The sequence below is a fragment of the Mycobacterium numidiamassiliense genome (genome assembly GCF_900157365.1).
Classification (GTDB): domain Bacteria; phylum Actinomycetota; class Actinomycetes; order Mycobacteriales; family Mycobacteriaceae; genus Mycobacterium; species Mycobacterium numidiamassiliense.
In genome coordinates this window covers 477,114-502,987 of record NZ_FUEZ01000003.1, presented here as the reverse complement: position 1 = coordinate 502,987, position 25,874 = coordinate 477,114, and the positions used below count along the sequence as shown (strand labels likewise).

Annotated in this window: 30 protein-coding genes, 1 tRNA gene and 2 pseudogenes; 19 read left to right on the top strand and 14 right to left on the bottom strand. The window is 63.4% G+C overall.

Features of this window, described 5'->3' with window-relative positions; genetic code table 11:
* Nucleotides 1-8 precede the first annotated feature (8 nt).
* Complete coding sequence (locus MNAB215_RS02170; protein ID WP_077077254.1) at nucleotides 9-1,355, bottom strand: zinc-dependent metalloprotease; 1,347 nt, start codon at nucleotides 1,353-1,355, stop codon at nucleotides 9-11.
* Nucleotides 1,356-1,451: 96 nt separating this feature from the next.
* On the opposite strand from MNAB215_RS02170, the gene MNAB215_RS02165 reads away from it, so the two are divergent.
* Together MNAB215_RS02165 and MNAB215_RS02160 are read left to right on the top strand one after the other, a co-directional pair.
* The gene (locus MNAB215_RS02165) at nucleotides 1,452-2,474 is read left to right on the top strand and encodes a YlbL family protein (RefSeq protein WP_077077253.1); all 1,023 of its coding nucleotides are present in this window, start codon (nucleotides 1,452-1,454) and stop codon (nucleotides 2,472-2,474) included.
* 69 nt (nucleotides 2,475-2,543) lie between these two features.
* Complete coding sequence (locus MNAB215_RS02160; protein WP_077077252.1) at nucleotides 2,544-5,525, top strand: UPF0182 family protein; 2,982 nt, start codon at nucleotides 2,544-2,546, stop codon at nucleotides 5,523-5,525.
* Between the two features lies 1 nt (nucleotide 5,526).
* Here MNAB215_RS02160 and MNAB215_RS02155 read toward each other — a convergent pair whose 3' ends face one another.
* Nucleotides 5,527-6,471 (bottom strand): GlxA family transcriptional regulator, encoded by a 945-nt coding sequence (locus MNAB215_RS02155; RefSeq protein ID WP_077077251.1) that lies wholly within the window; start codon nucleotides 6,469-6,471, stop codon nucleotides 5,527-5,529.
* A 133-nt stretch (nucleotides 6,472-6,604) separates the two neighbouring features.
* Between MNAB215_RS02155 and MNAB215_RS02150 the strand changes: the two genes are divergently transcribed.
* The 3 genes and pseudogenes from MNAB215_RS02150 to MNAB215_RS02140 all read left to right on the top strand — a co-directional run bounded on the left by MNAB215_RS02150 (nucleotide 6,605) and on the right by MNAB215_RS02140 (nucleotide 8,103).
* Complete coding sequence (locus tag MNAB215_RS02150; RefSeq protein WP_245830176.1) at nucleotides 6,605-7,258, top strand: HD domain-containing protein; 654 nt, start codon at nucleotides 6,605-6,607, stop codon at nucleotides 7,256-7,258.
* A gap of 41 nt (nucleotides 7,259-7,299) precedes the next feature.
* Nucleotides 7,300-7,799 (top strand): annotated as a pseudogene (locus tag MNAB215_RS02145) (Dps family protein).
* A 230-nt stretch (nucleotides 7,800-8,029) separates the two neighbouring features.
* Nucleotides 8,030-8,103 (top strand) — tRNA-Met (locus tag MNAB215_RS02140).
* A gap of 88 nt (nucleotides 8,104-8,191) precedes the next feature.
* Here MNAB215_RS02140 and MNAB215_RS30105 read toward each other — a convergent pair.
* Complete coding sequence (locus MNAB215_RS30105) at nucleotides 8,192-8,428, bottom strand: hypothetical protein (protein WP_077077249.1); 237 nt, start codon at nucleotides 8,426-8,428, stop codon at nucleotides 8,192-8,194.
* 514 nt (nucleotides 8,429-8,942) lie between these two features.
* On the opposite strand from MNAB215_RS30105, the gene MNAB215_RS29370 reads away from it, so the two are divergent.
* Complete coding sequence (locus tag MNAB215_RS29370; protein WP_131829072.1) at nucleotides 8,943-9,158, top strand: hypothetical protein; 216 nt, start codon at nucleotides 8,943-8,945, stop codon at nucleotides 9,156-9,158.
* A 620-nt stretch (nucleotides 9,159-9,778) separates the two neighbouring features.
* Here MNAB215_RS29370 and MNAB215_RS02130 read toward each other — a convergent pair.
* On the bottom strand, nucleotides 9,779-10,426 hold the full coding sequence (locus MNAB215_RS02130) for a TetR/AcrR family transcriptional regulator (protein WP_077077248.1): 648 nt from the start codon (nucleotides 10,424-10,426) through the stop codon (nucleotides 9,779-9,781).
* A 645-nt stretch (nucleotides 10,427-11,071) separates the two neighbouring features.
* Here MNAB215_RS02130 and MNAB215_RS30450 point away from each other — a divergent pair.
* Both MNAB215_RS30450 and MNAB215_RS02115 read left to right on the top strand, forming a co-directional pair.
* A complete protein-coding gene (locus MNAB215_RS30450) occupies nucleotides 11,072-11,533 on the top strand; it encodes an oxidoreductase (protein ID WP_108637515.1) in 462 nt (153 codons plus the stop codon).
* 366 nt (nucleotides 11,534-11,899) lie between these two features.
* Entirely contained in the window at nucleotides 11,900-12,199 is a 300-nt protein-coding gene (locus MNAB215_RS02115; RefSeq protein WP_077077246.1) for a putative quinol monooxygenase, read from the top strand.
* A gap of 52 nt (nucleotides 12,200-12,251) precedes the next feature.
* Here MNAB215_RS02115 and MNAB215_RS29600 read toward each other — a convergent pair whose 3' ends face one another.
* Nucleotides 12,252-12,407, bottom strand: coding sequence for a hypothetical protein (locus MNAB215_RS29600; RefSeq protein ID WP_165691515.1), 156 nt, complete (start codon nucleotides 12,405-12,407; stop codon nucleotides 12,252-12,254).
* 156 nt (nucleotides 12,408-12,563) lie between these two features.
* On the opposite strand from MNAB215_RS29600, the gene MNAB215_RS02110 reads away from it, so the two are divergent.
* From MNAB215_RS02110 to MNAB215_RS30090, 5 genes and pseudogenes are all read left to right on the top strand, one after another.
* Nucleotides 12,564-13,055: a hypothetical protein gene (locus MNAB215_RS02110; RefSeq protein WP_077078346.1), complete on the top strand. Its 492-nt coding sequence runs from the start codon at nucleotides 12,564-12,566 to the stop codon at nucleotides 13,053-13,055.
* A 213-nt stretch (nucleotides 13,056-13,268) separates the two neighbouring features.
* Complete coding sequence (locus tag MNAB215_RS02105) at nucleotides 13,269-13,643, top strand: hypothetical protein (RefSeq protein WP_217348899.1); 375 nt, start codon at nucleotides 13,269-13,271, stop codon at nucleotides 13,641-13,643.
* Nucleotides 13,644-13,764: 121 nt separating this feature from the next.
* Nucleotides 13,765-14,361 carry a redoxin domain-containing protein gene (locus tag MNAB215_RS02100; protein WP_083745978.1) on the top strand — a complete coding sequence of 199 codons (597 nt, stop codon included), beginning with the start codon at nucleotides 13,765-13,767 and terminating at the stop codon, nucleotides 14,359-14,361.
* A 180-nt stretch (nucleotides 14,362-14,541) separates the two neighbouring features.
* The gene (locus MNAB215_RS02095) at nucleotides 14,542-15,315 is read left to right on the top strand and encodes an alpha/beta fold hydrolase (protein WP_077077244.1); all 774 of its coding nucleotides are present in this window, start codon (nucleotides 14,542-14,544) and stop codon (nucleotides 15,313-15,315) included.
* A 140-nt stretch (nucleotides 15,316-15,455) separates the two neighbouring features.
* Nucleotides 15,456-15,716: pseudogene (locus MNAB215_RS30090) on the top strand (alpha/beta fold hydrolase); the annotation flags it as partial.
* Between the two features lie 16 nt (nucleotides 15,717-15,732).
* Here MNAB215_RS30090 and MNAB215_RS30085 read toward each other — a convergent pair.
* Together MNAB215_RS30085 and MNAB215_RS02085 are read right to left on the bottom strand one after the other, a co-directional pair.
* Nucleotides 15,733-15,933, bottom strand: coding sequence for a hypothetical protein (locus MNAB215_RS30085; protein ID WP_245830219.1), 201 nt, complete (start codon nucleotides 15,931-15,933; stop codon nucleotides 15,733-15,735).
* Nucleotides 15,934-16,139: 206 nt separating this feature from the next.
* On the bottom strand, nucleotides 16,140-16,640 hold the full coding sequence (locus tag MNAB215_RS02085) for a DUF427 domain-containing protein (protein ID WP_077077243.1): 501 nt from the start codon (nucleotides 16,638-16,640) through the stop codon (nucleotides 16,140-16,142).
* 126 nt (nucleotides 16,641-16,766) lie between these two features.
* Between MNAB215_RS02085 and MNAB215_RS02080 the strand changes: the two genes are divergently transcribed.
* Complete coding sequence (locus MNAB215_RS02080; protein WP_077077242.1) at nucleotides 16,767-17,162, top strand: nitroreductase/quinone reductase family protein; 396 nt, start codon at nucleotides 16,767-16,769, stop codon at nucleotides 17,160-17,162.
* 140 nt (nucleotides 17,163-17,302) lie between these two features.
* A complete protein-coding gene (locus MNAB215_RS02075) occupies nucleotides 17,303-18,547 on the top strand; it encodes a glycosyltransferase (RefSeq protein WP_077077241.1) in 1,245 nt (414 codons plus the stop codon).
* Between the two features lie 7 nt (nucleotides 18,548-18,554).
* Here the strand turns inward: MNAB215_RS02075 and MNAB215_RS02070 are convergent, their stop codons facing one another.
* Entirely contained in the window at nucleotides 18,555-18,998 is a 444-nt protein-coding gene (locus tag MNAB215_RS02070) for a DUF5994 family protein (protein WP_245830106.1), read from the bottom strand.
* Nucleotides 18,999-19,299: 301 nt separating this feature from the next.
* On the opposite strand from MNAB215_RS02070, the gene MNAB215_RS02065 reads away from it, so the two are divergent.
* Nucleotides 19,300-19,533, top strand: coding sequence for a hypothetical protein (locus MNAB215_RS02065; protein WP_077077240.1), 234 nt, complete (start codon nucleotides 19,300-19,302; stop codon nucleotides 19,531-19,533).
* 85 nt (nucleotides 19,534-19,618) lie between these two features.
* Here MNAB215_RS02065 and MNAB215_RS02060 read toward each other — a convergent pair whose 3' ends face one another.
* Nucleotides 19,619-20,098 carry a GtrA family protein gene (locus MNAB215_RS02060; RefSeq protein ID WP_083745976.1) on the bottom strand — a complete coding sequence of 160 codons (480 nt, stop codon included), beginning with the start codon at nucleotides 20,096-20,098 and terminating at the stop codon, nucleotides 19,619-19,621.
* 229 nt (nucleotides 20,099-20,327) lie between these two features.
* Between MNAB215_RS02060 and MNAB215_RS02055 the strand changes: the two genes are divergently transcribed.
* Nucleotides 20,328-20,660, top strand: a complete 333-nt coding sequence (locus MNAB215_RS02055) for a DUF732 domain-containing protein (RefSeq protein WP_077077239.1) — start codon at nucleotides 20,328-20,330, stop codon at nucleotides 20,658-20,660.
* Nucleotides 20,661-20,680: 20 nt separating this feature from the next.
* On the opposite strand, the gene MNAB215_RS02050 is transcribed toward MNAB215_RS02055, so the two are convergent.
* The gene (locus tag MNAB215_RS02050) at nucleotides 20,681-21,298 is read right to left on the bottom strand and encodes a TetR/AcrR family transcriptional regulator (protein ID WP_077077238.1); all 618 of its coding nucleotides are present in this window, start codon (nucleotides 21,296-21,298) and stop codon (nucleotides 20,681-20,683) included.
* Nucleotides 21,299-21,867: 569 nt separating this feature from the next.
* Here MNAB215_RS02050 and MNAB215_RS02045 point away from each other — a divergent pair.
* Nucleotides 21,868-22,296: a pyridoxamine 5'-phosphate oxidase family protein gene (locus tag MNAB215_RS02045; RefSeq protein ID WP_077077236.1), complete on the top strand. Its 429-nt coding sequence runs from the start codon at nucleotides 21,868-21,870 to the stop codon at nucleotides 22,294-22,296.
* A gap of 14 nt (nucleotides 22,297-22,310) precedes the next feature.
* On the opposite strand, the gene MNAB215_RS02040 is transcribed toward MNAB215_RS02045, so the two are convergent.
* Nucleotides 22,311-22,982, bottom strand: coding sequence for a PAS and ANTAR domain-containing protein (locus MNAB215_RS02040; protein WP_077077235.1), 672 nt, complete (start codon nucleotides 22,980-22,982; stop codon nucleotides 22,311-22,313).
* Between the two features lie 256 nt (nucleotides 22,983-23,238).
* Nucleotides 23,239-23,688: an Hsp20/alpha crystallin family protein gene (locus MNAB215_RS02035; RefSeq protein WP_077077234.1), complete on the bottom strand. Its 450-nt coding sequence runs from the start codon at nucleotides 23,686-23,688 to the stop codon at nucleotides 23,239-23,241.
* Nucleotides 23,689-23,830: 142 nt separating this feature from the next.
* Between MNAB215_RS02035 and MNAB215_RS02030 the strand changes: the two genes are divergently transcribed.
* Entirely contained in the window at nucleotides 23,831-24,214 is a 384-nt protein-coding gene (locus tag MNAB215_RS02030) for a MerR family transcriptional regulator (RefSeq protein WP_077077233.1), read from the top strand.
* Between the two features lie 15 nt (nucleotides 24,215-24,229).
* Here MNAB215_RS02030 and MNAB215_RS02025 read toward each other — a convergent pair whose 3' ends face one another.
* Nucleotides 24,230-24,547 (bottom strand): hypothetical protein, encoded by a 318-nt coding sequence (locus MNAB215_RS02025; RefSeq protein WP_077078342.1) that lies wholly within the window; start codon nucleotides 24,545-24,547, stop codon nucleotides 24,230-24,232.
* 97 nt (nucleotides 24,548-24,644) lie between these two features.
* A complete protein-coding gene (locus tag MNAB215_RS02020) occupies nucleotides 24,645-25,796 on the bottom strand; it encodes an NAD(P)/FAD-dependent oxidoreductase (RefSeq protein WP_077077232.1) in 1,152 nt (383 codons plus the stop codon).
* Nucleotides 25,797-25,874 lie beyond the last annotated feature (78 nt).

The following is a 25,874-nucleotide window of genomic DNA, read 5'->3' as shown; positions in this document are numbered from 1 at the left end:
CCGGTCGGCTAGGCAGAGCCGTCTGAGCCCGGGTCTTCCTGCTCGAGGCGGGCGATGGCCTCGTCGATCCCGCTGGTGTCGCCGCCGATGATGCGGTCGATGAAGGAGGCCGGCTCGTCGAGGTCGTCGGCGCCGGGCAGCAGATCCGGGTGCTGCCAGACGGCATCGCGGGCGTCGACACCGGCGGCGTCGGTCAGCCGCTGCCACAGATCGGCGGCTTCGCGCAGCTTGCGCGGCCGCAGCTCCAGCCCGACCAGCGTCGCGAAGGTCTGCTCCGCGGGGCCGCCGCTGGCGCGGCGCCTGCGCAGCGTCTCGCTGAGCGCGGCCGCGCCCGGTATCCGGTCGCCCAGGGCCTCGTTGACCACGACCTGCACCCAGCCTTCGATCAATGCCAGGAATGTCTCGAGCCGTTCCAGCGCCTGGGTCTGCGCCGGGGTGGCCTGAGGCTCGAATACACCTTGCCCGAGCAGGTTTTCGATGGCCGCCGGATCCGACAGCGTCGCCGGGTTGAAGTCGCGTGCCAGCTCCTCGATCCCACTCATGTCGATCTTCATGCCGCTGGCGTAGGCCTCGACGGCGCCCAGTAGCTGACTGGACAGCCACGGGACGTGGCTGAACAGCCGGTGGTGGGCCGCCTCACGGGCGGCCAGGAAAGTCAGGATTTCGCTGCGCGGCTGCTCGAGTCCGGTCGCGAAGGATTCGACCGCGTCCGGCATCAGCGCGGCCACCCCCTTGGGCCCCAGCGGCAGGCCGATGTCGGTCGAGGTCAGCACCTCGCGGGACAACCGCCCCAGCGCCTGGCCGAGCTGCGAGCCGAACGCCATGCCGCCCATCTGCGACATCATCGCCAGCAGCGGGCCCGCCATGCCCTTGGCCTCTTCGGGCAGCGACGACGCCCACACTGTCGAAATCTGCTGGGCCATCGGATCGCACAGCCGTTTCCAGGTCTCCAGGGTGTTGTCGACCCAGTCGCTGGGGGTCCAGCCCACCGCCCTGGTGGTGCCCGCAGGCAGCGCGGTGACGCCGTCCAACCAGGTGTCGGCCAGGTGAACGGCATCGCCGATCGCCGAAGTCGTCGTGGCTGGCACCGGAGCGACGAAACCGATCGAGCTGGACGCGACTTGGCGGGCCAGTTCGTAGTTGACCGGTCCCGACGCTGAGCCGCCGGCCGTCGTCGTACCCGCGTTGCTGAACATCTGCCCGAGCTGAGTGAAGATCTGCCCCAGGTCGCCCACGCCGAAATTCCCGCCCATGCCGAACGGATTTGACGCGCCCGAGCCGGACTCGGGATCTTCCCCGTGCTTGTCGCGGTCAGGGCCATCTCCCGAGGAGAAGCCGAAAGGCAGGTCAGACATACCCTCAACGGTACCGACCGGGGGAACAGAAAGCGCGATCCCGCCCCATGCTTGTAGCTGAACGAGACGGAATTGCGTCCGTCTAGTGTAAGCGGCGTGAACAGGCGGATTCTGACCTTGATGGTCGCGCTGGTGCCGATCCTGGTCTTCGGCGTGCTGCTCGCGGTGGTGACGGTGCCGTTTGTATCGCTGGGTCCCGGCCCGACTTTCGACACGCTCGGTGAGGTCGACGGTAAGGAGGTCGTCGCGATCGCAGGCACCCAAACTCATCCGACCACAGGGCATCTCAACATGACGACGGTGTCCCAACGCGACGATCTGACGCTGGGTGAAGCGCTGACGTTGTGGCTGTCAGGACAGGAACAGCTGGTTCCGCGCGACCTCATCTACCCTCCGGGCAAGTCGCGTGACGACGTCGACAAGTCCAACAACGCCGACTTCAAACAGTCCGAGGACAGCGCCGCGTACGCCGCCCTGGGATACCTGAACTACGCGCCCGCGGTGACCGTCGCGACGGTCACCGACCCCGGACCGTCGGCAGGCCAGCTGAAGCCGGGCGACGCCATCGACGCGGTCAATGGCACCCCGACCAGCAATGTCGAGCAGTTCACCGGATTGCTGAAAAACACCAAGCCCGGCCAGGTGGTGACGATCGACTTCCGCCGCAAGAACGAGCCGGCCGGCGTCGCACAGATCACGCTGGGCACCAACAAGGATCGCGACTACGGCTTCATGGGGGTCGCGGTGCTCGACGCGCCCTGGGCGCCGTTCGTCGTGGACTTCAACCTCGCCAATGTCGGCGGGCCCTCGGCCGGACTGATGTTCAGCCTGGCCGTCGTCGACAAGCTCACCACCGGCGGCCTGGCCGGGTCGATGTTCATCGCGGGAACAGGCACCATCTCGTCCGACGGCAAGGTGGGACAGATCGGCGGCATCACCCACAAGATGGTCGCCGCCCACGCCGCCGGTGCCACGGTGTTCCTGGTACCCGCCAAGAACTGCTATGAGGCAAACTCGGACAACCCGTCCGGTTTGCGGCTGGTGAAGGTCGAGACGCTCAGCCAGGCGGTGGACGCGTTGCACGCGGTCACCGCCGGCGGCCAGCCACCAAGCTGCTAGCCCGCCTTTCGGCGTGCTGCGATGCGTACAGTTGTGACCGTCCAGGAAAATCTGCGAGGAGCGTAGCCAGTGGGGATGCGGCCCACCGCAAGAATGCCGAAGCTGACTCGTCGCAGCCGGATTCTCATCTTGATCGCACTGGGTGTGATCGCTTTGCTGCTCGCCGGACCGCGAATGGTCGACGCCTACGTCGACTGGCTCTGGTTCGGCGAGCTCGGTTACCGCTCGGTGTTCACCACCGTGCTGGTCACCCGGATCGTGGTGTTCCTGGTCGCCGGTGTGCTGGTCGGCGGCATCGTGTTCGCCGGCCTGGCGCTGGCCTATCGCACTCGTCCGGTGTTCGTCCCGAGCAACGACAACGATCCCGTGGCGCGGTATCGCAGTGTCGTGGTGTCGCGGCTGCGCACGGTGGGCGTCGGGATCCCCGCGGCGATCGGCCTGCTGTCCGGCGTCGTCGCCCAGAGCTACTGGGTTCGCATCCAGCTGTTCTTGCATGGCGGCGACTTCGGGATCAAAGATCCGCAGTTCGGCAAAGACCTCGGCTTCTACGCCTTCGAGCTGCCCTTCTACCGGCTGGTGCTCAGCTACGTCTTCGTCGCGGTGTTCCTGGCCTTTGTGGCGAACGTGTTGTCGCACTACATCTTCGGCGGTATCCGGCTGTCCGGCCGCACCGGCGCGCTGAGCCGCTCGGCCCGCGTTCAGCTGGTGAGCCTGCTCGGCACGCTGGTGCTGCTCAAGGCCGCTGCTTACTGGCTGGACCGCTACGAGCTGCTCTCGCACACCCGCGGCGGCAAGCCGTTCACCGGCGCCGGGTACACCGACATCAACGCGGTGCTGCCGGCGAAGCTGATTCTGGTGGCGATCGCGGTGATCTGCGCTGCCGCGGTGTTTTCCGCGGTCGCGTTGCGGGACTTGAGGATCCCCGCCATCGGGCTGGTGCTGCTGCTGCTGTCCTCGCTGATCGTGGGCGCCGGCTGGCCGTTGGTCGTCGAGCAGATCAGCGTGCGCCCCAATGCGGCGCAAAAGGAAAGCGAGTACATCAGCCGAAGCATCACCGCGACCCGGCAGGCCTACGGCCTGACGTCGGATGTGGTGACCTATCGCAACTACACCGGCGACGGGCAGGCCACCGCCCAGCAGGTCGCGGCCGACCGCGCGACCACTTCCAACATCCGGTTGCTCGACCCCACGATCATCAGCCCGGCGTTCACCCAGTTTCAGCAGGGCAAGAACTTCTACTACTTTCCCGACCAGCTCTCCATCGACCGTTACGTCGACCACAACGGCGCGTTGCGCGACTACGTCGTCGCGGCCCGTGAACTCAACCCGGACCGGCTGATCGACAACCAGCGCGACTGGATCAACCGCCACACCGTCTACACCCACGGCAACGGATTCATTGCCTCGCCGGCCAATACCGTGCGCGGCATCGCCAACGACCCCACCCAGAACGGTGGCTACCCGGAGTTTCTGGCCAACGTCGTCGGGGCCAATGGCAGCGTGGTCTCCGACGGGCCTGCGCCGCTGGACCAGCCGCGCATCTACTACGGCCCCGTCATCTCCAATACCTCCGCCGACTACGCGATCGTCGGAAAGAACGGCGCCGACCGTGAATACGACTACGAGACCAACACCGAGACCAAGAACTACACCTACACCGGGTCCGGGGGAGTCTCGGTCGGCGACTGGTTATCCCGCAGCGTGTTCGCGGCCAAGTTTGCTGAGCGAAACTTCCTGTTTTCTAACGTGATTGGCTCCAACAGCAAAATTCTGTTCAACCGTGATCCGGCGGCGCGGGTGGAGGCGGTGGCGCCGTGGCTGACGACCGACAGCTCGGTCTACCCGGCGATCGTCAACAAGCGGTTGGTTTGGATCGTCGACGGCTACACCACATTGGACAACTACCCGTATTCGGAGCTCACGTCGTTGGAATCGGCGACTGCCGACTCCACCGAGGTGGCGTTCAATCACCTGGGGCCCGACAAGCAGGTCTCCTACATCCGCAACTCGGTGAAGGCCACCGTCGACGCCTACGACGGCACCGTGTCGCTGTACGCGCAGGACGAATCAGATCCGGTGCTGAAGGCCTGGATGTCGGTGTTCCCGGGGACGGTCAAGCCCAAGAGTGACATCACCCCCGAACTCGCCGACCACCTGCGGTATCCGGAGGATCTGTTCAAGGTGCAGCGGATGCTGCTGGCCAAGTATCACGTCAACGACCCGGTGACCTTCTTCTCCACCTCCGATTTCTGGGATGTGCCGCTGGACCCGAATCCGACCGCCAGCAGCTACCAGCCGCCTTATTACATCGTCGCGAAAAATATTGCTAAACAAGATAATTCGTCGTCATACCAATTGACTAGCGCGATGAACAGGTTCAAGCGCGATTATCTGGCGGCCTACATCAGCGCCAGCTCTGACCCCTCGACCTACGGCAGGATCACCGTTTTGACCATCCCGGGCCAGGTCAATGGTCCGAAGCTGGCCAACAACGCGATCACCACCGATCCGGCGGTCTCCCAGGACCTCGGCGTGATCGGCCGGGACAACCAAAACCGTATCCGCTGGGGCAATTTGCTCACGCTGCCGGTGGCCCAGGGCGGCCTGCTCTACGTCGAACCCGTCTATGCCTCCCCGGGCGCCAGCGACGCCGCATCGTCGTACCCGCGGTTGATCCGGGTGGCGATGATGTACAACGACAAGATCGGGTACGGCCCCACCGTGGGTGATGCGCTGACCGGATTGTTCGGGCCCGGCGCGGGCGCGGCCGCAACGGGGATAGTTCCCACCGATGCCGGTGCGCCGCAGACCCCGCCCGCCAGCCCGCCCACGCCGGCGTCCGGGCCGCCCGGATCACCGCCGCCGACGGCCCTGCCGCCGGCTCCGGACGGTTCGGTGACATTGTCCCCGGCTAAAGCCGCTGCGCTGCAAGATATTCAGGCTGCGCTCGGCGCAGCTAAGGATGCGCAGAAGAAGGGTGACTTCGCCGGCTACGGTGCCGCGCTGCAGCGACTCGACGACGCGATCACCAAGTACAACAACGCCAAGTAGCTCAGGCGTACGCCGTCCGGAACCGATCCCGATAGGCCTTCGGGCTGATGCCCAGGTGGTTGACGAACACGCGTCTCAGCGTTTCGGCGCTGCCGAAGCCGGCCATGCCCGCAGTCTCGCCTACGGTCCGGCCGGATTCGAGTGCACCACGGGCGCAGTCGATTCGAACCAGCTCGACGTAGCGCGCCGGACTCATCCCCAGCTCGGACTGAAACAGCCGGGTCAGCTGACGTGTGCTCAAAGATGCCCGCGCCGCAAGGATTTTCACACTGTGGTTCGCGGCTGGATCGGCCGCGACCGCCTCGGTGGCCGCGCGCAGCGGCGACTGCGGCGGTGGATCGGCTTCGAGCAACACCGAGAATTGCGACTGACCCCCTGCGCGTCTGAGGTAGACGACCAACCACCGGGCCACATCGCGGACCAGCGTTGTCCCGTAATCCATTTCGACCAACGCCAGTGCCAGGTCGATGCCCGACGACACCCCGGCGGAGGTGAAGACATCGCCGTCGCGGACGAAGATGGCGTCCGGCTCCACCGCGATATCCGGGAAGGCCCGGGCGAACAACCGGGCATCGTGCCAGTGCGTGGTCGCGCGCCTGCCGCGCAGCAACCCGGCCTGCGCGAGGACGAACGATCCCGTACAGATGGACGCCATCCGCCGGGTCCGTGCCGAAATCGATCGGACGGCCTCGACGAGCGCGGGCTCAACCGCCCGCCTCGGGAGGTCGTCGCTGCCGGCCACCAGCACGGTATCGGCGGCATCAATGGACGAGATGCTGTCGGTGACGCCCAATCGCGTCCCGATCGAGGTTGTCACGTCACACCCATCCACCGACGCGATCTTGAGCTGGTAGTCGGCGCCGAACCGGTTCGCTTCGGCGAAGACTTCACCCGCTCCCGCGACGTCTAACAACGTCACCCCGTCGAAGACTACGATTACCACCACCCGCGAACGCGCTCCGGCTTCAGTCACAGAGTCATTGTGTCGCTTTCTGTGGAAATGACGGCTCAAACGACCAGGGTCGGATTGCCTACGCCTCGGCAAACTAATAGCAACCCCGCACAACCGAGGAGGCGACATCATGACCAGTCAGTCCGTCGGCACCATCGCCGACATCGAAATCCCCGACACACCACTGGTTCGTGCCATCACCGAATACATCCGCGACGCCGAAGACGACCTGCTGTTCGACCATTCCCGCCGGGTGTTCCTGTTCGGCGCGCTGCAGGGCCGTCGCCGTGGCCTGCAGCCGGATCTCGAACTGCTCTACGCCGCGGCGATGTTCCACGACCTGGGCCTCACCGAGCGCTACGGCACCTCGCAACTGCGCTTCGAGGTGGACAGCGCCAACGCGGCGCGGGAGTTCCTGCTGGAGCGTGGTGTCGATCAGGCCGACGCGAACAAGGTGTGGCTGGGCATCGCTTTGCACACCACTCCCGGCGTTCCCGAATTCCTGGAGCCCGAAATCGCTTTGGTGACAGCGGGTGTCGAGACCGACGTGCTCGGCATCGGCCGCGACGACCTGTCGGCCGAGGCCCTCGCGGCGGTCACCGCCGCCCACCCGCGCCCCGACTTCAAAAACCGGATCCTTGCCGCGTTCAACGACGGTATGAAGCACCGGCCGCACAGCACCTTTGGCACCGTCAACGCCGACGTACTGCAGCACTTCGACCCGGAATTCGTTCGCGACAACTTCGTCGAGATCATCCGCACCAACACCTGGCCCGAATAGCGTTCGCCGCCAGGCAAATCCACTATCCAAGGGAGTTCAACATGACAATCTCATTGTCCGCCAACCGTCGTGACGCCGACGAAGTCGCGATGTTTCACCGTCCAGCCGGCTTCTTCGAGGACTTACAAACCGTCCTCGTCGACCTGATCGAGTTACACCTGCAAGCCAAGCAAGCGCATTGGAACGTCGTCGGGATGAATTTCCGCGACCTGCATTTGCAGCTCGACAGCATCGTCGACACCGCGCGTGAGGCCAGTGACACGATCGCCGAACGAATGCGTGCGCTGGATGCCGTTCCCGACGGGCGCTCGGACACCGTCGTTGCGGCAACAACCGTTCCCGCCCTGCCGGCAGGATTGATCGGCGTGAGGCAGATGGTCCAGATGATCACCAACCGGATCTACGCGGTGGTTGGCACCATGCGGACGGTGCACGATGGAATCGACGCCGCCGATCCGTCGACCGCCGATCTGCTGCACGGGATCATTGATGCCCTGGAAAAAGGGGCTGGCTGCTCAAATCGGAGAACGGCGCCGCCTAGGCCGTGCCATGCGACCCTCCACGGGCTAAGGAGGGACGTCAGATGACCGGCATCGGGGTTCGGGGTGGTGCAAGCCCGGCGAGGGCGATTCTGTGGCCCTCCCGGGCTTTGTGGCGGTGTTCAAGCCGCTACGGACTCAACCCCAACTTCGCACTGAACCGGCGCTTGCACGCCGCTGACTGGGCGATTTGGTCGCGCTGACACCGGTTCGGTAACCTGGCATTCACCGACGCGGGGTGGAGCAGCTCGGTAGCTCGCTGGGCTCATAACCCAGAGGTCGCAGGTTCGAATCCTGTCCCCGCTACTAGCGGGAATGGCCCTCGGAGGAGACTCCGGGGGCCATTTCTATCCGAGATGGACACGTGTTTGGACACATCAGGCGTACTAAATATCTAGGAGTCGTCTTCGTCCGCCGGATGCTGTCCGTCGCCGATAAGGAATGCGGCCGCCCGCTCTGCGGCGTCGCGGTCATCGTTTCGCAGAACATGCGCATAGGTCTGCAGGAAGAATCCAACGTTGGCGTTTCCGATCCGCTCCCCCATCGGATCCGCTCCAATCTCACCCATGAAGTCGCTCATTTCGCCGCCGAACACGAACTGTCCGACGTCTGGATGGACGACGATGGGCATTGCGGCGCAGCATCCGCCGACCAAGAAACCGAAGCCGCCGAACTCGCCGGCGCCCTATTGATTCCCGCCGACACGCGATTGCCGGCGGCAGCGTCGAGGCGCTCGCCGCGCAATACCAGGTCAGCACCGCCATGGCCAGGTGGCGTATCGGCGTCTCCGGCGGCCCGACGATCGCAAAGCGATCACGCAACAAGCCCCGGCGCTGAACCATGCGTGGCCAGGTACTCGGTCGAACGTCATGGGCCGTGCTCTTCCACGGCAACATCTAAGACTCCGGCCCGAGCCAATCTCACCGCAGTCACCGAACCACCTTGCCCGGCTAATGCCTACCCGGGCAACTGCGGACGCAGCAGGCTGACTCGTGTCTGAAACGGGAGTTCCTCAGACACTAGGTAGTGCGTTTGCAACTTGGCGGGTTGGCCACGGATTTGGACACGGAACACAGTGAAAGCGGTGGGAACGAGCGGGACGGGGCGAGATGGCTTAGATGACTGATCGTCGCTGAGCTGCAGCCATGGGAACGAGCGCATCGGAGGAGACTCCGGGGGCAATTTCTGTCCGAGATGGCCATGTCTCTGCCAAGGGCACCAGCACGAGCGGGAAGGTGTCGTTCACCGCGACCGGAATCTATGTCCGGGTGGGGTTCGAGCACTTCGATGGTTTCGGCACTTTGGCGACGCCGGCGGACGAGCTCAAGAAGAAACTCGCGAAAGAAAGTGGTCGCGGTTGACATCAGTGTTGACGTTCCAGCACCGATGGGTAGTACCGGGAGGAAGCGTCTAGACGCACACCCGGCCGCCATTATTTTACGGATAATGCAGATTATCCATAAAATGTGCCGGAATCTGCTGGCGGACAGCATGATTGACCCAGTTGGAGCGTCACAATGACGTATTGACGCTTACTGTGTGTGCACCGCCGGTGCCGCCGGGCCACCTTGGATACCCGTGACTGCGAATCCCCCCCGCGGGAGAGGTGCTCACGTCGCGAATAATCACAGGAAGGTACTCACGTTAGATGTCGTTGAAATCGACTGCGGGTCAATTGATTAGAGTAGTAGCGCGTTAGTACCGTCGTCGAACAATGATCGAGTCGGTGCACCTACCTATTCAAAGCCGAGCTGCCAGAAGCGAACCCTATGTCGCGCATGAGTGGGTCTAGCCTCATTGTTTGTGGTGCGGCGCGTGGGCCTCAGGTTGGCCCTTGGTCTGCACCGCAACGATTGGCGGACATGTGATATGCCCATGGGGATGCTCGCGTCGCCCGTAATCACGGCGGCGCCTTGAGCTTTCGGCCCTGAGCCAAGCACGCTGTGGGCCTGCTGGCGAGACGGTTGCGAGTCCCCGGCGATCAGCGCGGTGACGTTTGTGTCGGGCTAACCCGGTATCCGGCGAGGTGTCCGAGCGCCATGTCGAGGGCCAGCTCGACGGGGCGAGCGCTGCGGTTGATCTGGGCCATGAGGAGTCCGCCCTGCAGTGCGCTCATCATCGTCAACGCGAGCTCGTCCGGGTCGGCTTCTGCGACGAGTTCGCCGTTGTCGCGCATGACGGTGAAACCCGCAGATAGGTAGGACTGCCATTCAGCGAAGGACTGCGCGAGCTCGAGCCGCGCAGATTCTGATCGCTCGGCGAGTTCGCCCACGAACGAACCCAGTGGACAGCCTCCGACACCTTGTGTCACGCGGGTCACGGTCACGACTTGACCGCACCAGCGCTCCAACCCGTCCCATGTCGTGACGCCGCTTAGGCTCGGCTCCTGCTGGCTGATGATGCGGTCGAGCTCGGCCTTGATCACTTCGGTGATGAGCGCGTCTTTGTCGGCGAAGTAGTGATAAAGCTGCGACTTGCTCGTGCCGCTGGCAGTCATGACGGCGTCCAAGCTCGTCCCGGCGACCCCGCGCTCCCGTAACAATGTGATGGCTTCATCGACGATGCGGGCTTTGGTTACCGTTCCGCGGGGCGTGTGCCGGGCGGTCGGTCGACCATCCTGTGACGTCACTGGCGGAGGCTATCCGAATTGGGGTTGTCAGTCCACTTCTCAACCAGCATGCTCCTGAGTAGTCAACGAGCCACCGTGGAAGGACCCCGTTGTCGCGACTCAACTACCGCCTGCCGTTCGCTGCGGTCGGCGCCGATGCCAACGCCGATCGGCATCATTCGCCGCTGACGGGCCTCGTCGTGCACCAGCTGGGACGGAGCATCGCGCCGGGTACTCGAGCGGGTCCATTCGGTCTATTCCCGACGACCGGGTCGGTCTCATCAGGGATCTGACAGGAGCAACCACACGCGCGGTCGAACACCGAGCGGCATCTCGCTCCGTCGAGACTGCGGCACAAAGCATTACGTGATGACGCAACTCGTCAGGCAGTTGCCAGCAATCAAGACGAGCTGACCCTAGCAACGACACCTGCTTACCCTCCGGATCGGGCCCGGACACCCGATGGCGACCGGCGTCGAATGCACCGCGGGCCTCCACTTTGGCCGGGCTACCAATCCACCCCCCACATCTCGACGACGGAGGTGAGCGACTTCATGTCTGTCCCGCAGCAGCCGCGGCATGACACGCTCTTCGAGCCGACGTCCATCGGAGATGTCGCGCTCGGTAATCGCGTCGCCTTGGCGCCGATGTCCCGGGTGAGCGCGTATCCGCATCTCCCAAGGCAAGGTCTCCGACAACCATCATCGGTGGGCTGGCGGCGAGGACGACGCGGCCGCCATCTTCACCGCGCTGTCCGGCACCGGCATCGACTACATCCACACCACCGAATACCGTGCTCTGGCACCGGCTTTCGGCGACGCCGGCCCAACGCTGGCCAAGCTTGCCAAACAATACAGCGGGCTATCGGTCATCGCCAACGGCCACCTGGACGAACCCCGCGACGCCGCCATCCTCATCGACTCCGGCACCGCCGATGTCGTCGCCCTGGCCAAACCCGCGCTGGCCAACCGGGACTGGCCACGCCGCGTGCGAACGGACCAACCACTCGCCCCCGACCTGCCCGCCGCCCTGCTAGGGCCCGTCGCGACCGTCAAAGACTGGGAGCTCGCCGAGACCCCCACCGCTTTTCGCCAGGCGCGTTCAGGAAACCCCTACGCCGATGCCTAAACGCGTCGAGGGACGCTCAGAGGCCCTAGTGCTTGCGTATCAAAGAACGCGGCCTCGGACGTGTTCCGGGATCGACACTCGCCCAATGGAAGGCCGCCGATATAGACAGAATTGACGACGGAGAACATCACGATGCACTGGAGGAAACTCCAGCCTAAATTGCGCCATTTTCGCCCACCCGCGAAATATGGATTCTTCGTACTCGCCCGATATGCGTGTTAATGCTGCGACCATTCTATAGACCATTCGTAAATGTCGGCTGGACTTCTGCTCAGGAGGCGTAATTGACGCTAGTGATGTATCCTCGAAATTCGTTTGGAACGACCACATCGCTGTACCGAAATCTTCGAGAGAGGGCATACCCGCATGGCTGAGTTCGCATTATGTGTTGAACTGAAGGCTAAACCTGGGAAGGAACTGGAAGTCGAGGAGTTTCTCAAGAAGGAGGCCGGGCTGGCAAGTGGGGAGCCCGGAACACTCACGTGGTGCGCCGCCAAAGACGAAGGGGAGGCCGGGACGTACATGATCTTCGACACCTTCACCGATGAATCAGCCCGCGAAGACCATCTGGCCGGCGAGGCCGCACAAGAGCTCGTAGACAAAGCGGAGGACCTCTTCTCCGTGGCGCCCAAGGTGCACCGTCTTCACGTGGTCGCCGAGAAATAGAGCCTTGGGCGGCACCTCGTTGCGAGACGAATACCTCGAGTCGCGAGCAGGCTCAGCCTCGATCGGTCGCGTCGACGAACGCCGTCCCAGGATCTCCCCGAGGCACCGTTGACAACACCATCGACGACGGCGCGGCGATGGTGGTGCATCCTGCGCGTTCGTCCTCGACGGCGACGGCGTCATCCGCGATGCGAAGGCCGACCCTCACTATCGCCGTCGTCCTGAGTTTCAGACGTATTCGACATTACGCAGACGGTCATCAGAGAACACACCGACGGCCGCGTGCTTAATCAGCCTCATGGAAGGCAAATGATGGGTTTACATAACGGCTCGCTCCCAGGGCGGCTCATGCACGGAGATGGCCATGAATAACGTCGCTATCTTCTGGCTGCAGCTTGCGTGCAGTTGCGCCGTTTGCCTCGTCCTGACGAAGTTCTACGTGTGGCCGTCATTGGCCACGCCTTCCCGCAATTCCGCCCTAATCGGTCTGCTCTTCGTGCATGTATTTCGCTACGTAGGCATGACGCTGTTGGTTCCGGGTATGATCGACCCGAAGCTGCCCCGAGAATTCCTCCTCAGCGCAGCCTACGGCGATCTCTTAGCTGCCGCATTGTCCCTAGCCGCCATCATTTCTCTGCGGAGCAGCTGGCGTGTTGCAGTTCCTCTAGCATGGGTGGCTAACACCTGGGGATTCGCCGACCTACTCAACGGATTGCGCAGCGTCGTACAGTTGAATGTGCCGACATTCAACCTGAGCACGATCTGGTATATCTACACTTTTTACGCTCCCGTGGTCCTCATCTCACACTTGCTGATCTTTTGGATCTTGATCAAACGCAGGTCGTGGACCAAATGATTTCTCGTACTCGACGCGTCACGATTTGCCGTGCGCCAGTCCAGATCGCCGCGTTGGCAAGCGTGTTATGTCCGAGTGTCAAACCTTGACCGCCGTTGAATCCGTGGCGTGCTCCGCTGGGTGGTGCCCGGTGGTCGACCATATTGCATATTGAAAGTGAGATGAAGAGTGCCGAGTCGCGTCAAGCCCCTATCGATGTTCCTGGGAGTCCTGATGTTCATGTTCGGATTCCTGAAGTTCTTTCAGCCAATCCGTGGATGGTTCGATGTCCAGATCGAACAGAGTCATCTACCCCGCGTGGCGGTTCCCTTCGGCAAGGTCAGCGAAGTCATCACTGGCGTTCTCTTCTTGCTGCCATGGCTTCGAAGATCGTTACCGGACAAGAGTCGACAGCAAATCTTGCTGCTCGCCTGTGTGATGCTCTTCGCTCAAATGGCCGTGGCAATCTATGTCCACCTGCAGCCCGGTGTGCCGGCTCGCGTACTGCCCCTCGGTATCAAACCGCCGGTCATCCCCATCGCGGTCCTGCTCCTCGATCTGCTCGCCGCTTTCCACGTGTCGAAAGAGCTACGAGCTGGACAGGCGTAGCGAGAGGAGCCTCGTTTCCCTGGGCGGTGTCGACGGGTGGATGTTGGGGCGGTGAGCGCTTGCACCCCGAGAGATCTTGCGGCGTCGTCGTGAGCAATTGAGCGGAAGGATATTCAACGAGATGCGCAGCGACATTGTGGCGGGGGCTCGCTTTCCTGATTACCGGCTAACTGACCACACCGCAACCAAACGGACGTTGTCCGAACTTCAGGGAATCGACCCCATGATCGTCATGCTGAGCCGCGGAGGTTTCTGCCCCAAGGATCGACGCCAGGCTGAGGGACTAATCCAACTCCACCGGGAAATGGAGGTGGGCTACTGCCGGCTTGTCACCATCAGTACCGACAACCTCACGGAAACGAACGAATACCGGAGCGGGGTCGGCGCACACTGGCCCTTCCTCTCCGACGCGGGCCGCGTCGTCCAAAAGGACCTCGATATCGCTGAATACACGGACCCTCTGCATAATCCGATGATCCCTCACATCATCGTTCTCGAACCAGGCCTCATCATCCACAAGATCTATAACGGATACTGGTTCTTCGGGCGGCCGACCATGGAAGACTTACGGCAGGATCTGCGCGCCGTCTCCAAGAAGTGCAGGCCGGATTGGGACATCTCGAAGCCCGAAATGAAGCAGGCCTGGCAGGACGGCCGCAAGGAGCTGTTCTACCCATACGGCAAGACATACGTCCAAACGCTGCACGAGCAGGATTGATGTGACCGCCGAACGCACGACGCGTGACGGCGGGAAAGCGCTGGGGGAGAAGACCTTCGGCGCAACGCACTGATGAAGCCACGCACCTTCAACTGAAGGGCTGGATAGCGGGCGCCGTCTGAACTCATCTCACCAGAGATCAGCGGTAACGCAACCATAACGAAGGAGACAACAGCCGCGATGGAAAATCACACAAGGTCCAACGATCGCGACCTGGCCGGCTCGGGGAGTCGGGACACGCCCAACCCCACGATCGTGCTGGCGCACGGGGCTCTCGAGGACTCGTCACTCTGGACCCATGGAGTGATCCAGCAACTGCAGCGCGACGACTACCCGCTCAAAGTGTTCTCCAACCCGTTGCGGGGCGTGGCGCACGACGCCGCCTACCTGCGGAGCGTGTTGGCCACGATTGAGGGGCCCGTGATCCTCGTGTCCCACGCCTACGGTGGAGCCGTCATCACCCAGGCCGGGGACGATCCCAAGGTGAAAGCCCTTGTCTACGCGGGCTCCCCGATGCCCGCGGTCGGGGAATCTTCATCAGAGTGTCTCGAACGGTTTCCTGGCGGTGACTTCGCCTCATCGGTTGATCTGGTTCCGTACACCTTGCCCGACGGAACCAGCGGCACGAATGTCCTCTGCCAAGCAGACAAGTACCGCAGCCTCCTCGCCGCCGATGTATCTGAGAGCGTGGTCGCCCTGATGATCGCCACCCAGCGACCCATCGCAAAGGCGGCCCTCGACGAGCCGCTGACTTCGGCTGCATGGACGAGCAAGCCGAGCTGGCAGGTCAGGCCCCTGCAGGATGCCGCCATCCCCGTGGATGAATACATCTTCGAATCCGATCGTGCTCATTCACATGTCACAGAGGTGAACTCATCGCACGCCGTGCCCGTCTCCAACCCAGACGTCGTGGCCGATGTGATCAAACAGGCTGCCCGCGCGACAGCGACATGACGAGGGACCCCATCCGGTGGCGTCTCAAAACCAGCCTTGGCAGCGCACCAGCGCCAAGTGATTGCGGGAGGCCGGAGTCAAGCGGTTTACAGCCCGGATGTGCCGGCAATGGCGGCGCGAGCGAAACAAAGGACCGTGATTTGAGGTCTCGGCACGTCGACATCAATGGTGTCCGGTTGCTTGTCAACGAGGCTGGTCATGAAGGTGGCCCGGCGGTGATCCTGGCGCATGGTTTTCCCACACTTGGATATTGCTGGCGCCACATCCTGCCGGTGTTGGCTGAGGCGGGCTACCACGTGTTGGCACCGGATCAGCGCGGCTACGGTGGTTCATCTCGCCCCGAGGCGATCAAGGATTACGACATCGAGGCACTGACCGGCGACTTGGTCGGACTACTCGAGACGACCGAATTGCGGTTTAGCACAAGGCGAGAAGCACTGTCAGCAGACCGAATTCGAGGACTCCCAGTAGGGCGGCGAACGCCCCGGTGGCGGCTTGACTGCTGCCGTCGCGGGAGCTAAACCATGCGATGGCGACAACAACCAGCACGCATAGTGGCTCGAAAACCCAGTAGGTAGTGCGCTTGCCACCTGGTGGGTTGGCCACGGATTTGGACACGGAACACGGTGAAAGCGATGGGAACAAGCGGGACGGGGCGAGATGGGCTAGACGACTGAACGTCGCTGACCTGCAGCTATGAGAACGGGCGCATCGGAGGAGACTGCAACCGGCTAGCTCATAACCCAGAGGTCGCAGGTTCGAATCCTGTCCCCGCTACTAGCGAGACGGCCCCCGGACACACTCCGGGGGCCGGTTTCATGCCGCTACCATCCCATCGATCCCGGTACTCCCTTGAAGGGTCCGACGATCCAGCTAGTGATCCAGCCGCCATAGAAGCCGCCGGGCTGCGGAACAACTTGCTCGCCGTTGACGGTGCAGCGGTCAACCAGGGCGGCCATCACCGCTACCGCCTCGACGATCTGCTCGAAACCAGGCGAGGGGTGAAGGTAGCTCCACGCGGCCTTCGGGGAGACTCGTGCGTCGGTGACCAGGTCGTAGTAGGTCGCCTGGCCCTTCCATTCACACCATGAGGAGCCCGAGGTCTCACGAAGCACCCCATCTGCGAAGGCCTCGCGGGGTAGGTAATACGTCGGCGGATGGCTGGTCTCCAGCACGCGCCACGCATGGTCGGTGGACGCGATGCGCTTGCCGCCCAGCTCCACGGTGATCGAGCCCAGGAACGGCTCTAAGCGTGGCGGGCGGGGGTAGTCCCACACCGACTCCTGCCCGACGCCAGGAGTGATGGGCTTTGGCCTCGTCGTCACGGTGACCTTCTCGGAATCATGTCCACAGAGTACGAAAGCCTCGCGGGCTCAAGGTTGACTACGCGGTCGCGGGAAGTTCCACGGAACACAGCACACCTCGGAAGACCGTCGGTCAAACTTGTGTCTATGGCCTACCTCAAGCCCCCCTGGTTCACCGCCAAGATCTTCAACCCGATTGCGATGGCCACCGGGATCAGCAATGTCGAGACGCTTACCCTGACCACCCGCAGCACTAAGAAAGCCCAGAAGATCCCCGTGGTCACGGTCGAGGTCGACGCGGTCAGGTATCTGGTGTCGACCCGCGGCGAATCCCAGTGGGTGAAGAACGTGCGGGCCAACCCCCAGGTGAGCATCGCGACGAAGGCCGGCACGGTCGACTACGTCGCCGCCGAGACGCCCGTGCAGGACCGGCCGACGATCCTGGACGCGTACAAGGTAAAGGCCGGAAAGGTGGTCGAGGGCTACTTCGAGAAACTGCCCGACCCTGCCGACCACCCGGTATTCGCGCTGCACCCCGCATAGTCGCGGACTCCGGGGGCACTTTTACTGCCCGTCAGCCGCGCACGCAAGGTCGCGTAGAATTTGAGCTTCATGCGCGGAGGCAGAGCGGACGACATCCGTCCACCGACCGCCACCCGGACCCAACCTTTTGAGGGATTTAGATGCATGTCGCTCTTTTCACGGATCTTCATCCTGCGACCTTCGGCGGGGCGCAGATATCGGTGGCCACTCAGCGTCGCGCCCTAGAGCAGCTCGGACACCAGGTCACGGTGTTCACCGCGCCGCTCGCGAACACACCCGATCCCGACCCGTGCGTGGTCGAGCTGAAAGCGGTACCCGTGATCGCTCGGCTCGCGCAGATCTTGGGCAGGTACGACGACTACGTTTTCGTTTGGCCGTCCCGGGCCAATCGCAGGCTGATCGATGAGGCATTCGAGTCGCGGGAGCCCATCGACATCGTGCATACCCAGGGCGACTTGGGTGTGGCGATCGCGGGCATGGAAGCCGCTCGCCGGCACGGCATTCCGGTGGTGCAGACCAAACACACGCGCTACGACGCGTACTTCGAGCAGGCGGCCTCCGCACCGCTGTTCCTCGCGACGATCGTCAGCCGGATGCAAAAGCGGCACTTTGCAACCGAATTCACCTTCAAGCGGGCGGAGGAAAGCACCGTCGCACGGCTGGCGTGGCGTTTCATGGTGGCGCACGCGCAAGCCGTCGACCACCAGATCATTCCGACCAGGCACTTCGCACAGTCGTTGGCCGACAGAGGGGTCAATCGCCCAATATCGGTCATTTCCAACGGCATTGACGACGGTGCTATCGATCGGGCTACCAGGACCGCGACAAGCGCACGGTGCGACAACGAGCCGCTTCGACTGATCTGGTGTGGCCGACTTTCGGCGGAAAAGCGCGTCCTCGAGGCAATTGAGGCTGTTTCGCGGGTCGATCACTGCACGCTGGACATCTATGGCGAGGGCGTTTTGGAGCCCGCCATCAGAAAGGCCATCGACGCCTCCGGTCTTTCCCGCCGGGTCCGGTTACGTGGTCGGGTCGATCACGAAGACTGTCTGCGGGCCATGAGATCAAGCGGCGCTTTACTGTTCACGTCATACGGTTTCGACACCCAGGGCCTGGTGCTGCTGGAGGCTGCCGCGATGTCGTTGCCCACGATTTATTGCGATCCCGCACTGGGTGAGACGGTTCCCGAAGGTGGCGGAATTCTCGCCGCCGACCCGTCCCCGGCCGCGCTCGCCGCGGCGATCCGATTGGTCAGCGAGGATAGGGACAAGCTGAACAAGGTGAGGGACATCGTGACCGCTCATCGCGACATCCCGCGCCAATCCGTGCAAACCGAGAAGCTCGTCGCGATCTACAGCAGCTTGGTTGATCGGGTTCCCGTCTAAGACCAATTCAGCCTTGGCAGGCACGGTCGGTGGCGCGCTGTCGTTGGGCGGCTTGCACAATCGCCGACGCGGCCAGGAACGCGGGTTTGTCACGGTCGCTGGTTTTGACGGGCAGGTTGGCCGCGCACCGCAGCACCATCAGGGCAAGCCCGCTGTGGGTCGCGTACGAGATGATCAATAGGTTTGCGCAGGCTTGCGTGCCGTTGATGGTCATCACGTGTTGGCGTTTGTGTTCCCAACCCGGCCAGTTGAAGTCGGGGGGTCGTTGTAGCGGAGACCAGTTGACGTTGATGGACTCGATGTCCCCGAGCACGGGGGTCAGGACCGAGATGAGATGCGGCAATTCGTTGGTCATGCGGTCTGCGCGGGGCCACCACGCGCCGTCGATTTCTTGTCCGAGCTCGCGAGCCACCGAGAGCCGTAGCGGATTAGTCGAGCCCAGCCGGCTCACGAAAGGTACCACTGGGTGCACCCGATTGTCGCTGTCGCCGCATACGCCACAGGGCATTTCCTTCACGGTTGGCATCGTCTGTGCCGCGGGCGCGGAGCAGAAAGAGGAATCTGATTGCCTGTGGGGGTCTTGCGCGTAACGTTGCAGTGGACCGCCGCTGACAACAAACGGCTCACCACCGACGTTACGCCACCAGCATCGCGTTTCGATGATTGCCCCGCGGTGGCCCCCCTTGTTCTGGCTTAGGGATGCGGGTTTGCCAGGTAGGGTGATGGCAACAACCGGGGAAGCATGGTGTGACATGGGCATCCAAGACTGGACCGACGCAAGTCAGATCCATCCTTCGAAAATCCGGGTTGGTGACGTGATCGGCACGCTGCGTCCAACCCAATTGCGTCTGACCGTCAAGATGATCAGTGGGCCGCAAACGACTCCACGGCGGTGGACGTTCTTTGGTCGCGACGATAGCGGGCAGCAGCACACGAGCACGTTCGGTGAGGACGAGATGGTGCGGCGCTACGCCAAAGCATCGTGACCGCGTCCTAACGGCACGCGCAGCCCGCGAACCCGCCGGGGGTCTCTCCGAAATACCAAGAGCCGAGCCAAGATTCGCAGACGGCTCATGCCTTGGATCGAAAGACCAACCACCTCATGGCGGAGTACATGTACACCGCTTCGCAAAGAGCCCCGGCCATGCGTGCCAGTTGGTATTGCACTCCCAGGGCGGCCAACCCGCTGCAGATCCCGAGGATGAACGCCAGGTAGTTGACGATCACCACCACCACATAGATCGCGAGCTGAGGCCCGACCGGCGCGTGGGACTGAAAGTTGAACGTGCGATTGAGGACGTAGCTCAGCGCGAAGGCGCACGCGTAGGCGGCCGTGACCGCGATCGGCACGGGAAGGCCCAGACCGCTGCGCAGCCCGGTGAGGATCGTCAGATCGACGCCGAAGGTGAAGCCGTTGATCAAACAGAAGCCCAGAAATGTGGGTGCGACGACTGATTTGAGCCCAAACGGAAGCCGGGCAACGGCCGCTTCACACCACCTGTGAAAACGGTCGGCCGGGCGTAACTGGCTTGCCTCCACTTCGCCGTGCACATGGGCACGCTCCCACGACCAGGTATCCGGGATATGACCGGGGGGCAACCGCTTGGCAGACGGAAAGGCGACGGCGTCAACGTGCCGCAGGCCTCGCCCAGCCGTCGTCTTCGGCGAATTTCGACCGCGATCCGGCCGCGTATGCCAAAGTGTCCAGTGAACGAAGCATCTGCTCGTTAGCAACGATTCGGTCCGGACAGGAACGTAATCCTCACCGAGGGGTCAACAAATGAAGAACAAGGCGCGGTTGACGGGCTCCGTCGCTGCCGTTCTGGGTGGTTTCTGTGTGGTTGCCGCCCCGCTTGCGAATGCCGACATCTCCGATGACGCCTACCTGCACGCGCTTACGTCGAACGGCATCACCTGGCAAAATGGCTCGGATTCCACCATGATCGCGGTGGGCCACGCGGTGTGCCAGGACTGGGCCGGAGGCAACACGCTCGACCAAACCGTCAGCGATGTGCGCAAGGCGCTCGGGTTGAGTGACGGTGGCACCGGGACGGTGATCGGAGCGGCGACGGCGGCGTACTGCCCGCAGTACCAGAGCAAACTTCCGACGTAATCCGGAGTTAACACTCGCGACTAGCTGCTGGGGATGCGGCTGAGGCGGCAGGCGATCGAATCGAACAACGTGGCCACCAGGTCGACGACGTCATGGCGTGACAGCGCCGATTCGCCGTTCAACCACGTGAGCAGATAGGCGTCGGCGGCCGCGACGACGCCGAGTCCGAGCATCTGCCTGTCCCGGTCGCTGACGTCCGGCGTCGCGGGCAGCAGGTCGGCGACGAGCTGCGCGAGTCGGGATAGGCCCGATTGGCGATGGCTTCCCGAAATCGGGCCTGCGCTGACGACTTCGCGCAGCTTGATGCGAGCGCGCCCCGGATTGCCCTCTAGCGAGCGGCTGATCCACTCCATCATCGCGCGGGCCCCTTCGGTCCCGCCCTGCACGGCGGCGACGGCGGCGTGGCTGCCCGCGAGTTCTTCTTCGATGAGCTGGTCGTAGACCGCGGCCAGCAGCGAGTCCAGATCGGGGAAGCTTTCCCCGAAGTACCGGTCGCGCAAGCCGGACTGGCGCAACACCGCTCGGATCGACGTGCCGGCGTAACCGTGCTCGCCGAACAGCTCCAGGCCGGCGTCGATCAACCGCGCACGGCGTTCGGCGACACGTTCGTCCGCCGTCTTGCCGTCGTAATCCCTCATCGCGCACCTTCTTCGGTGGCACGAGGTGTCGGCACCACCATGGCGTCAAATGCTAGATCAGCCGACGCCCCGCAGCATTTCTAACGTGGGCGCATTCACGTGCGAATAGCCGTGGTCGCAGCTGCGAGACCTGTTCGGCGACTTGGAAGTCGGTGCCATCCCACGGCGGGTTGCTGACGGCCTGGTCGACGGCGGGTGTGCTCGGACCGGTCACTGTGAATGCGATCGCCGATCGCCGCATCGCCGCATCGCCGCCGGAATCGTGGGCCCAGTCCTGTTGCTGATCGCGCTGCTGTGCAATGAGCTGATCCGAACCTCAGGCTCAGCGAATTCTGTTGTCGCAGTGTTTTATACACCAATTCCGGCGTCTGCGAATGCCAGCCAGCAGCGCCGATGAGCGATCACTCGAACCACGTCAGGCCGTCCCGTGGCATGTTGCTCGGCGTCGCAAGCTGGTCGTGGGTGAGCATACCGCTGCTGTAGGGCGGTGACGAGCTGCTCGCGAAGATTCCCGCTTTGTTCGCGAATTAACGGGAATAGGTCGACATGGCCGCGACGTTGCGCCGGCCATGACTGCCTTCAACGAGCCCGATCGTCAAGAGTTCCTCGCAGCGCTACACGTCGGCGTGTTGTCCGTGGCGGCCGACGACGGCCGGCCCCCGGCCAGCGTCCCGATCTGGTACGACTATGTCCCCGGCCAGAACATCCGGGTCAACACGGGCGCGTCGTCCCGCAAGGCCAAGCTCATCAAGCAGGCCGGCGTGGTGACGTTGGTGGTCCAGCGCGAGGAGCCGCCGTACCAATACGTGGTCGTCGAGGGCACCGTCGTCCAGACCACGCAACCCACGCCGCTCGAGGTGCGCGAGGAGATCGCCATCCGTTACCTGGGTGACGAAGGCGGCCGCGCGTTCGTCCAAGCTCTCGCGGGTCAGGAAAGCGTGCTTTTCACCGTCCGGCCCGACCGCTGGATCACCGCCGACTTCTCAGGCGAGGTCTAAGCTTTCGGATTCGCTCACCGCGCCACACGCTGATGCGCGGTGAGAAGTAAGTGGTCGAACTCTGACTGCGAGGTCATCAGGCCCGGGCCGGCGCCGCGGAAGTCTGTGCAGATCCGTTCGGCCAGCGGTCGCAGTTTGATGTTGTGTTCCTGGGAGAGCCATCTGAGCAGATCAAAGGCCGGGCCATCGTCGATGCCGTAGACGAGCATCAACATGCCCTTGGCCTGGTCGATGCTGGAGCGCTGCTCGGCAATCTCGGCGATCCTGGCGGTGACGAAGTCTTCCCGGTCCTGGTCGGACGGTGTCGACACGTCGACATAGAATCCGTGCGTCCCGATGATGTCGCCCTGCTCGTTGTGTAAAAGATCCCCGACCACGACGACGTGGTGCACCTGCCCGGCTGTGTCGATGATGCGATGCCGATTGCTGAATGCCCTGCGGCTGTCCAGGATTTGATCGATGGCCGCCGCGACTCGGCCACGATCTTCGGGGTGCTTGTGTTGCAGGACGAGTTCGGTGGTCGGCGTGACGGTGCCCGGCTCGTATCCGTGCAGCCGCTCCACCTGTTCGGACCACTCCCACCGCTGGTCGGCGAAGTAGAAGCGGAACCAGCCCGCCCGCTGCGGGACGCCGCCCGCCAGGGCTTGCTCAACGTCGGCCGATTGGCCATTGAGGTCCCAATTCATCTCGGACGTAATCTCCTCGGGTTCAACTCACCGGCGCGACGTGGAAAGGGGGCACACCGACGAACTGGATACGTAGGGGATGCGAATACTCGCGAACGGGCGCTGCCTGTTCAACGCCGAGGCCAGCTCCAAATATGTCATATCGGTGCTGGTACAACCCAATCTCCCGAGAATTCATCAATCAGTATTCGGAGCGAACTTTGCGGTGGATGGCGGCGGTCGCATAGCGGTCGCGGCCGCCGCCCCACCCAGCTGGTCAGGCGTTGACCACCTCCCGCTGCGCGGTGCGGTCGTCGATCGCGGTGTGTCGGTCGCCGCGGCCCACCGAGATCTTGCGCGGCTTTGCCTTTTCGGCTACCGGAATGCGCAGGCTCAGGACGCCTTCGCTATACCTGGCCTCGATTTTCTCGGTATCGAGGTTCTCGCCGAGCACCAGCTGGCGGCTGAAGACCCCGCGCGGTCGCTCGGTGGCCAGCATTTCGCGGTTGGGGTCGACGCCCGGCCGCTCGGCGCGCACGGTCACCACGTTGCGCTCGATGTCGATGTCCAGCGAGTCCGCGTTGATGCCGGGAAGGTCGAACTCGACCACGAATTCTTCGCCCTCGCGCCAGGCGTCCATCGGCATCACTGCGGGCCGGGCCGCGGTTCCAAGTACCTGCTGGGCGAATCGGTCCAGCTCCCGGAACGGGTCGGTACGCATCAGCATGGCAGTCACCTCTCACTCCAATCTGTCGTCGGCTGAAGTATTTTATCTATGCCAATCGGCATAGATTTTGTATAACATTGTCGACACTCCAGCGCAAGCGTGATAAATAGTTTTTCTGTGGGATCAAGTGAAGAGGTCGCAGATGGTTGATCTTCCGGATGACACCGGTGCGCCGTCGTCGAACCACGGCGTGTACGGGATCTCGGTGGCCGCCGAGCTTTCCGGCATCGCGGTGCAGTCGCTACGCCTCTACGAACGACAAGGCTTAGTCACCCCGGGTAGGAGCGACGGGGGGACGCGCCGCTACAGCGCCGACGATTTGGTCCGCCTGCGCCGGATCAGCGCGCTGGTCGATGCGGGTGTGAACCTGGCCGGCATCGCCCGCATCCTGAGCCTCGAGGATGACAATGCCGAATTGTCCGAGGCGAATACCGATTTGCGTACCGCCAACCGCTCGCTGCGTGGCGCGCGGAAATCCGCGCGGTCGAAGAAGGCGAAGAACCCGCGGAACCCGAGCGTGCAATAGGGTCGAGGCGCCGGTTCAGCGTTCGTCGTTGAAGTACGAGTCGCCGTCCTCCGGCGTACCGTCGATCTGGCCTCGTGCGCGACCATGCTGATTCGGGTCGATGCGGTCGAGGTCGTCGTCGCTGAGAAGCTCGAGTGCGCCGCCCTCGTCCGAGTCGTGTGCCTCTCTGGACGGTCGGGAGTCGGGCGGATCGTCCGGAGTCTCGGCTGCGAGTTTCTCGTCGAGGGACTCGTGGTCGTCTGCCTCGATCCATTCGTCCGGCGGATCAACAACCTCGTCGCCGTCGTCGTTGCGTACCTCGTCGGAATCCAGGCTCTCCGACGGGTCCAGCATGTCGTCGTTGATGTCGCTATCCACCACGGCCGATTGCCCGGCGCGAGACAGGGCTAAACGGCATCGGCCTGTTTTCGGCATCGGGAGTAAGCGGACATCATGTGGGCACCGGCGCGGGCCGACGTTCGGCGATCAGCCGTTCACCGAGGCCGTAATCGTCGTCCGCGTTGTAGGTGAGGACGCCGACAGCAACGTCACCCGACTCGTACCAGACGGTGAATCCGTCGCGATGCTGGACCATCCGGCTGCGCTCATAGCCGTCGCCCCAGGCGTGGTACTTCAGCGTCGCGTCACCGATGGAAGTCCAAAATCCAGGTACGCCAGACCATTTCGTGGGTGATGCGGCCGCGCACGATCCGGCTATCGAACCTTGATCGACGGCATCCTGCCAGTGTTCGATCACTAGATGGCGTCCGGCGACCTCGTGTCGCGCCAACGCGACGTCGCCCGCGGCGTACACGTCGGGTGCCGAGGTGGCCATGCCGGAGTCGACGACAATGCGGGAATCACGCACAGCAAGGCCAGCCTCGGCGGCGATGCGGCTCTGCGGCGTGACCCCGGTGGCGGCGAGCACCAGGTCGGAATCGATAGTGACGCCGTCGTCCAGGCGCACACCCACATCGTTGATTTCTTCTACTGTTACTCCGCCGACGTGGCGGGCACCCGCCTCGCTCACCAGATCACGAAGCCGTTTGGCGGCGTCAGTGCCGAGTCGCTTTTCTTGCGGAAGCGGTTCGGGGGCAACGAGAGTCACTGGCACGCCGCGTAGCGCCAATGAAGCGGCTGCCTCACAACCGATGAAGCCGGATCCGATGACAACGGCGGACGCGGCGTTGATCGACGCGTTGCGCAGCGCGGCTGCATCGGCCAGCGAGCGCAGCAGCAGCGCGCGCTCCCCGCCTGGGAACGTTGGGGCAGTGGGCGCTGCACCGCAAGCCAGGATCACGGTGTCGAACGCGTGGCGCTCTTCGCCGGCGTAGACGGCACGCCCGGCCAGGTCCAACCGGTCCACGGCCGCACCACAGGTGATCTCGATCGCCCGGTCATCGAACCACTGGACCTGGTGTAGGGCGACGTCGTCGGCCTGGCCACGCAGGTATTCCTTGCTCAATGGCGGTCGTGCATAGGGTAAGTCGGCGTCGGCGGTCAGGATCCGCACAGGTGTGTCGGCGTCGTGTTCGCGGAAGGACTCCGCCGCTGCCACCCCAGCTGGTCCGCTGCCTACGATGATTACTCCTGGTTTGGCCACCAAAAGGTGGTACCCGCCCGCGCTGAGCGCAACCGCCGTCGGTTTCGGCGTCCGGCAGTCGGGTACCAGCCAACTGTC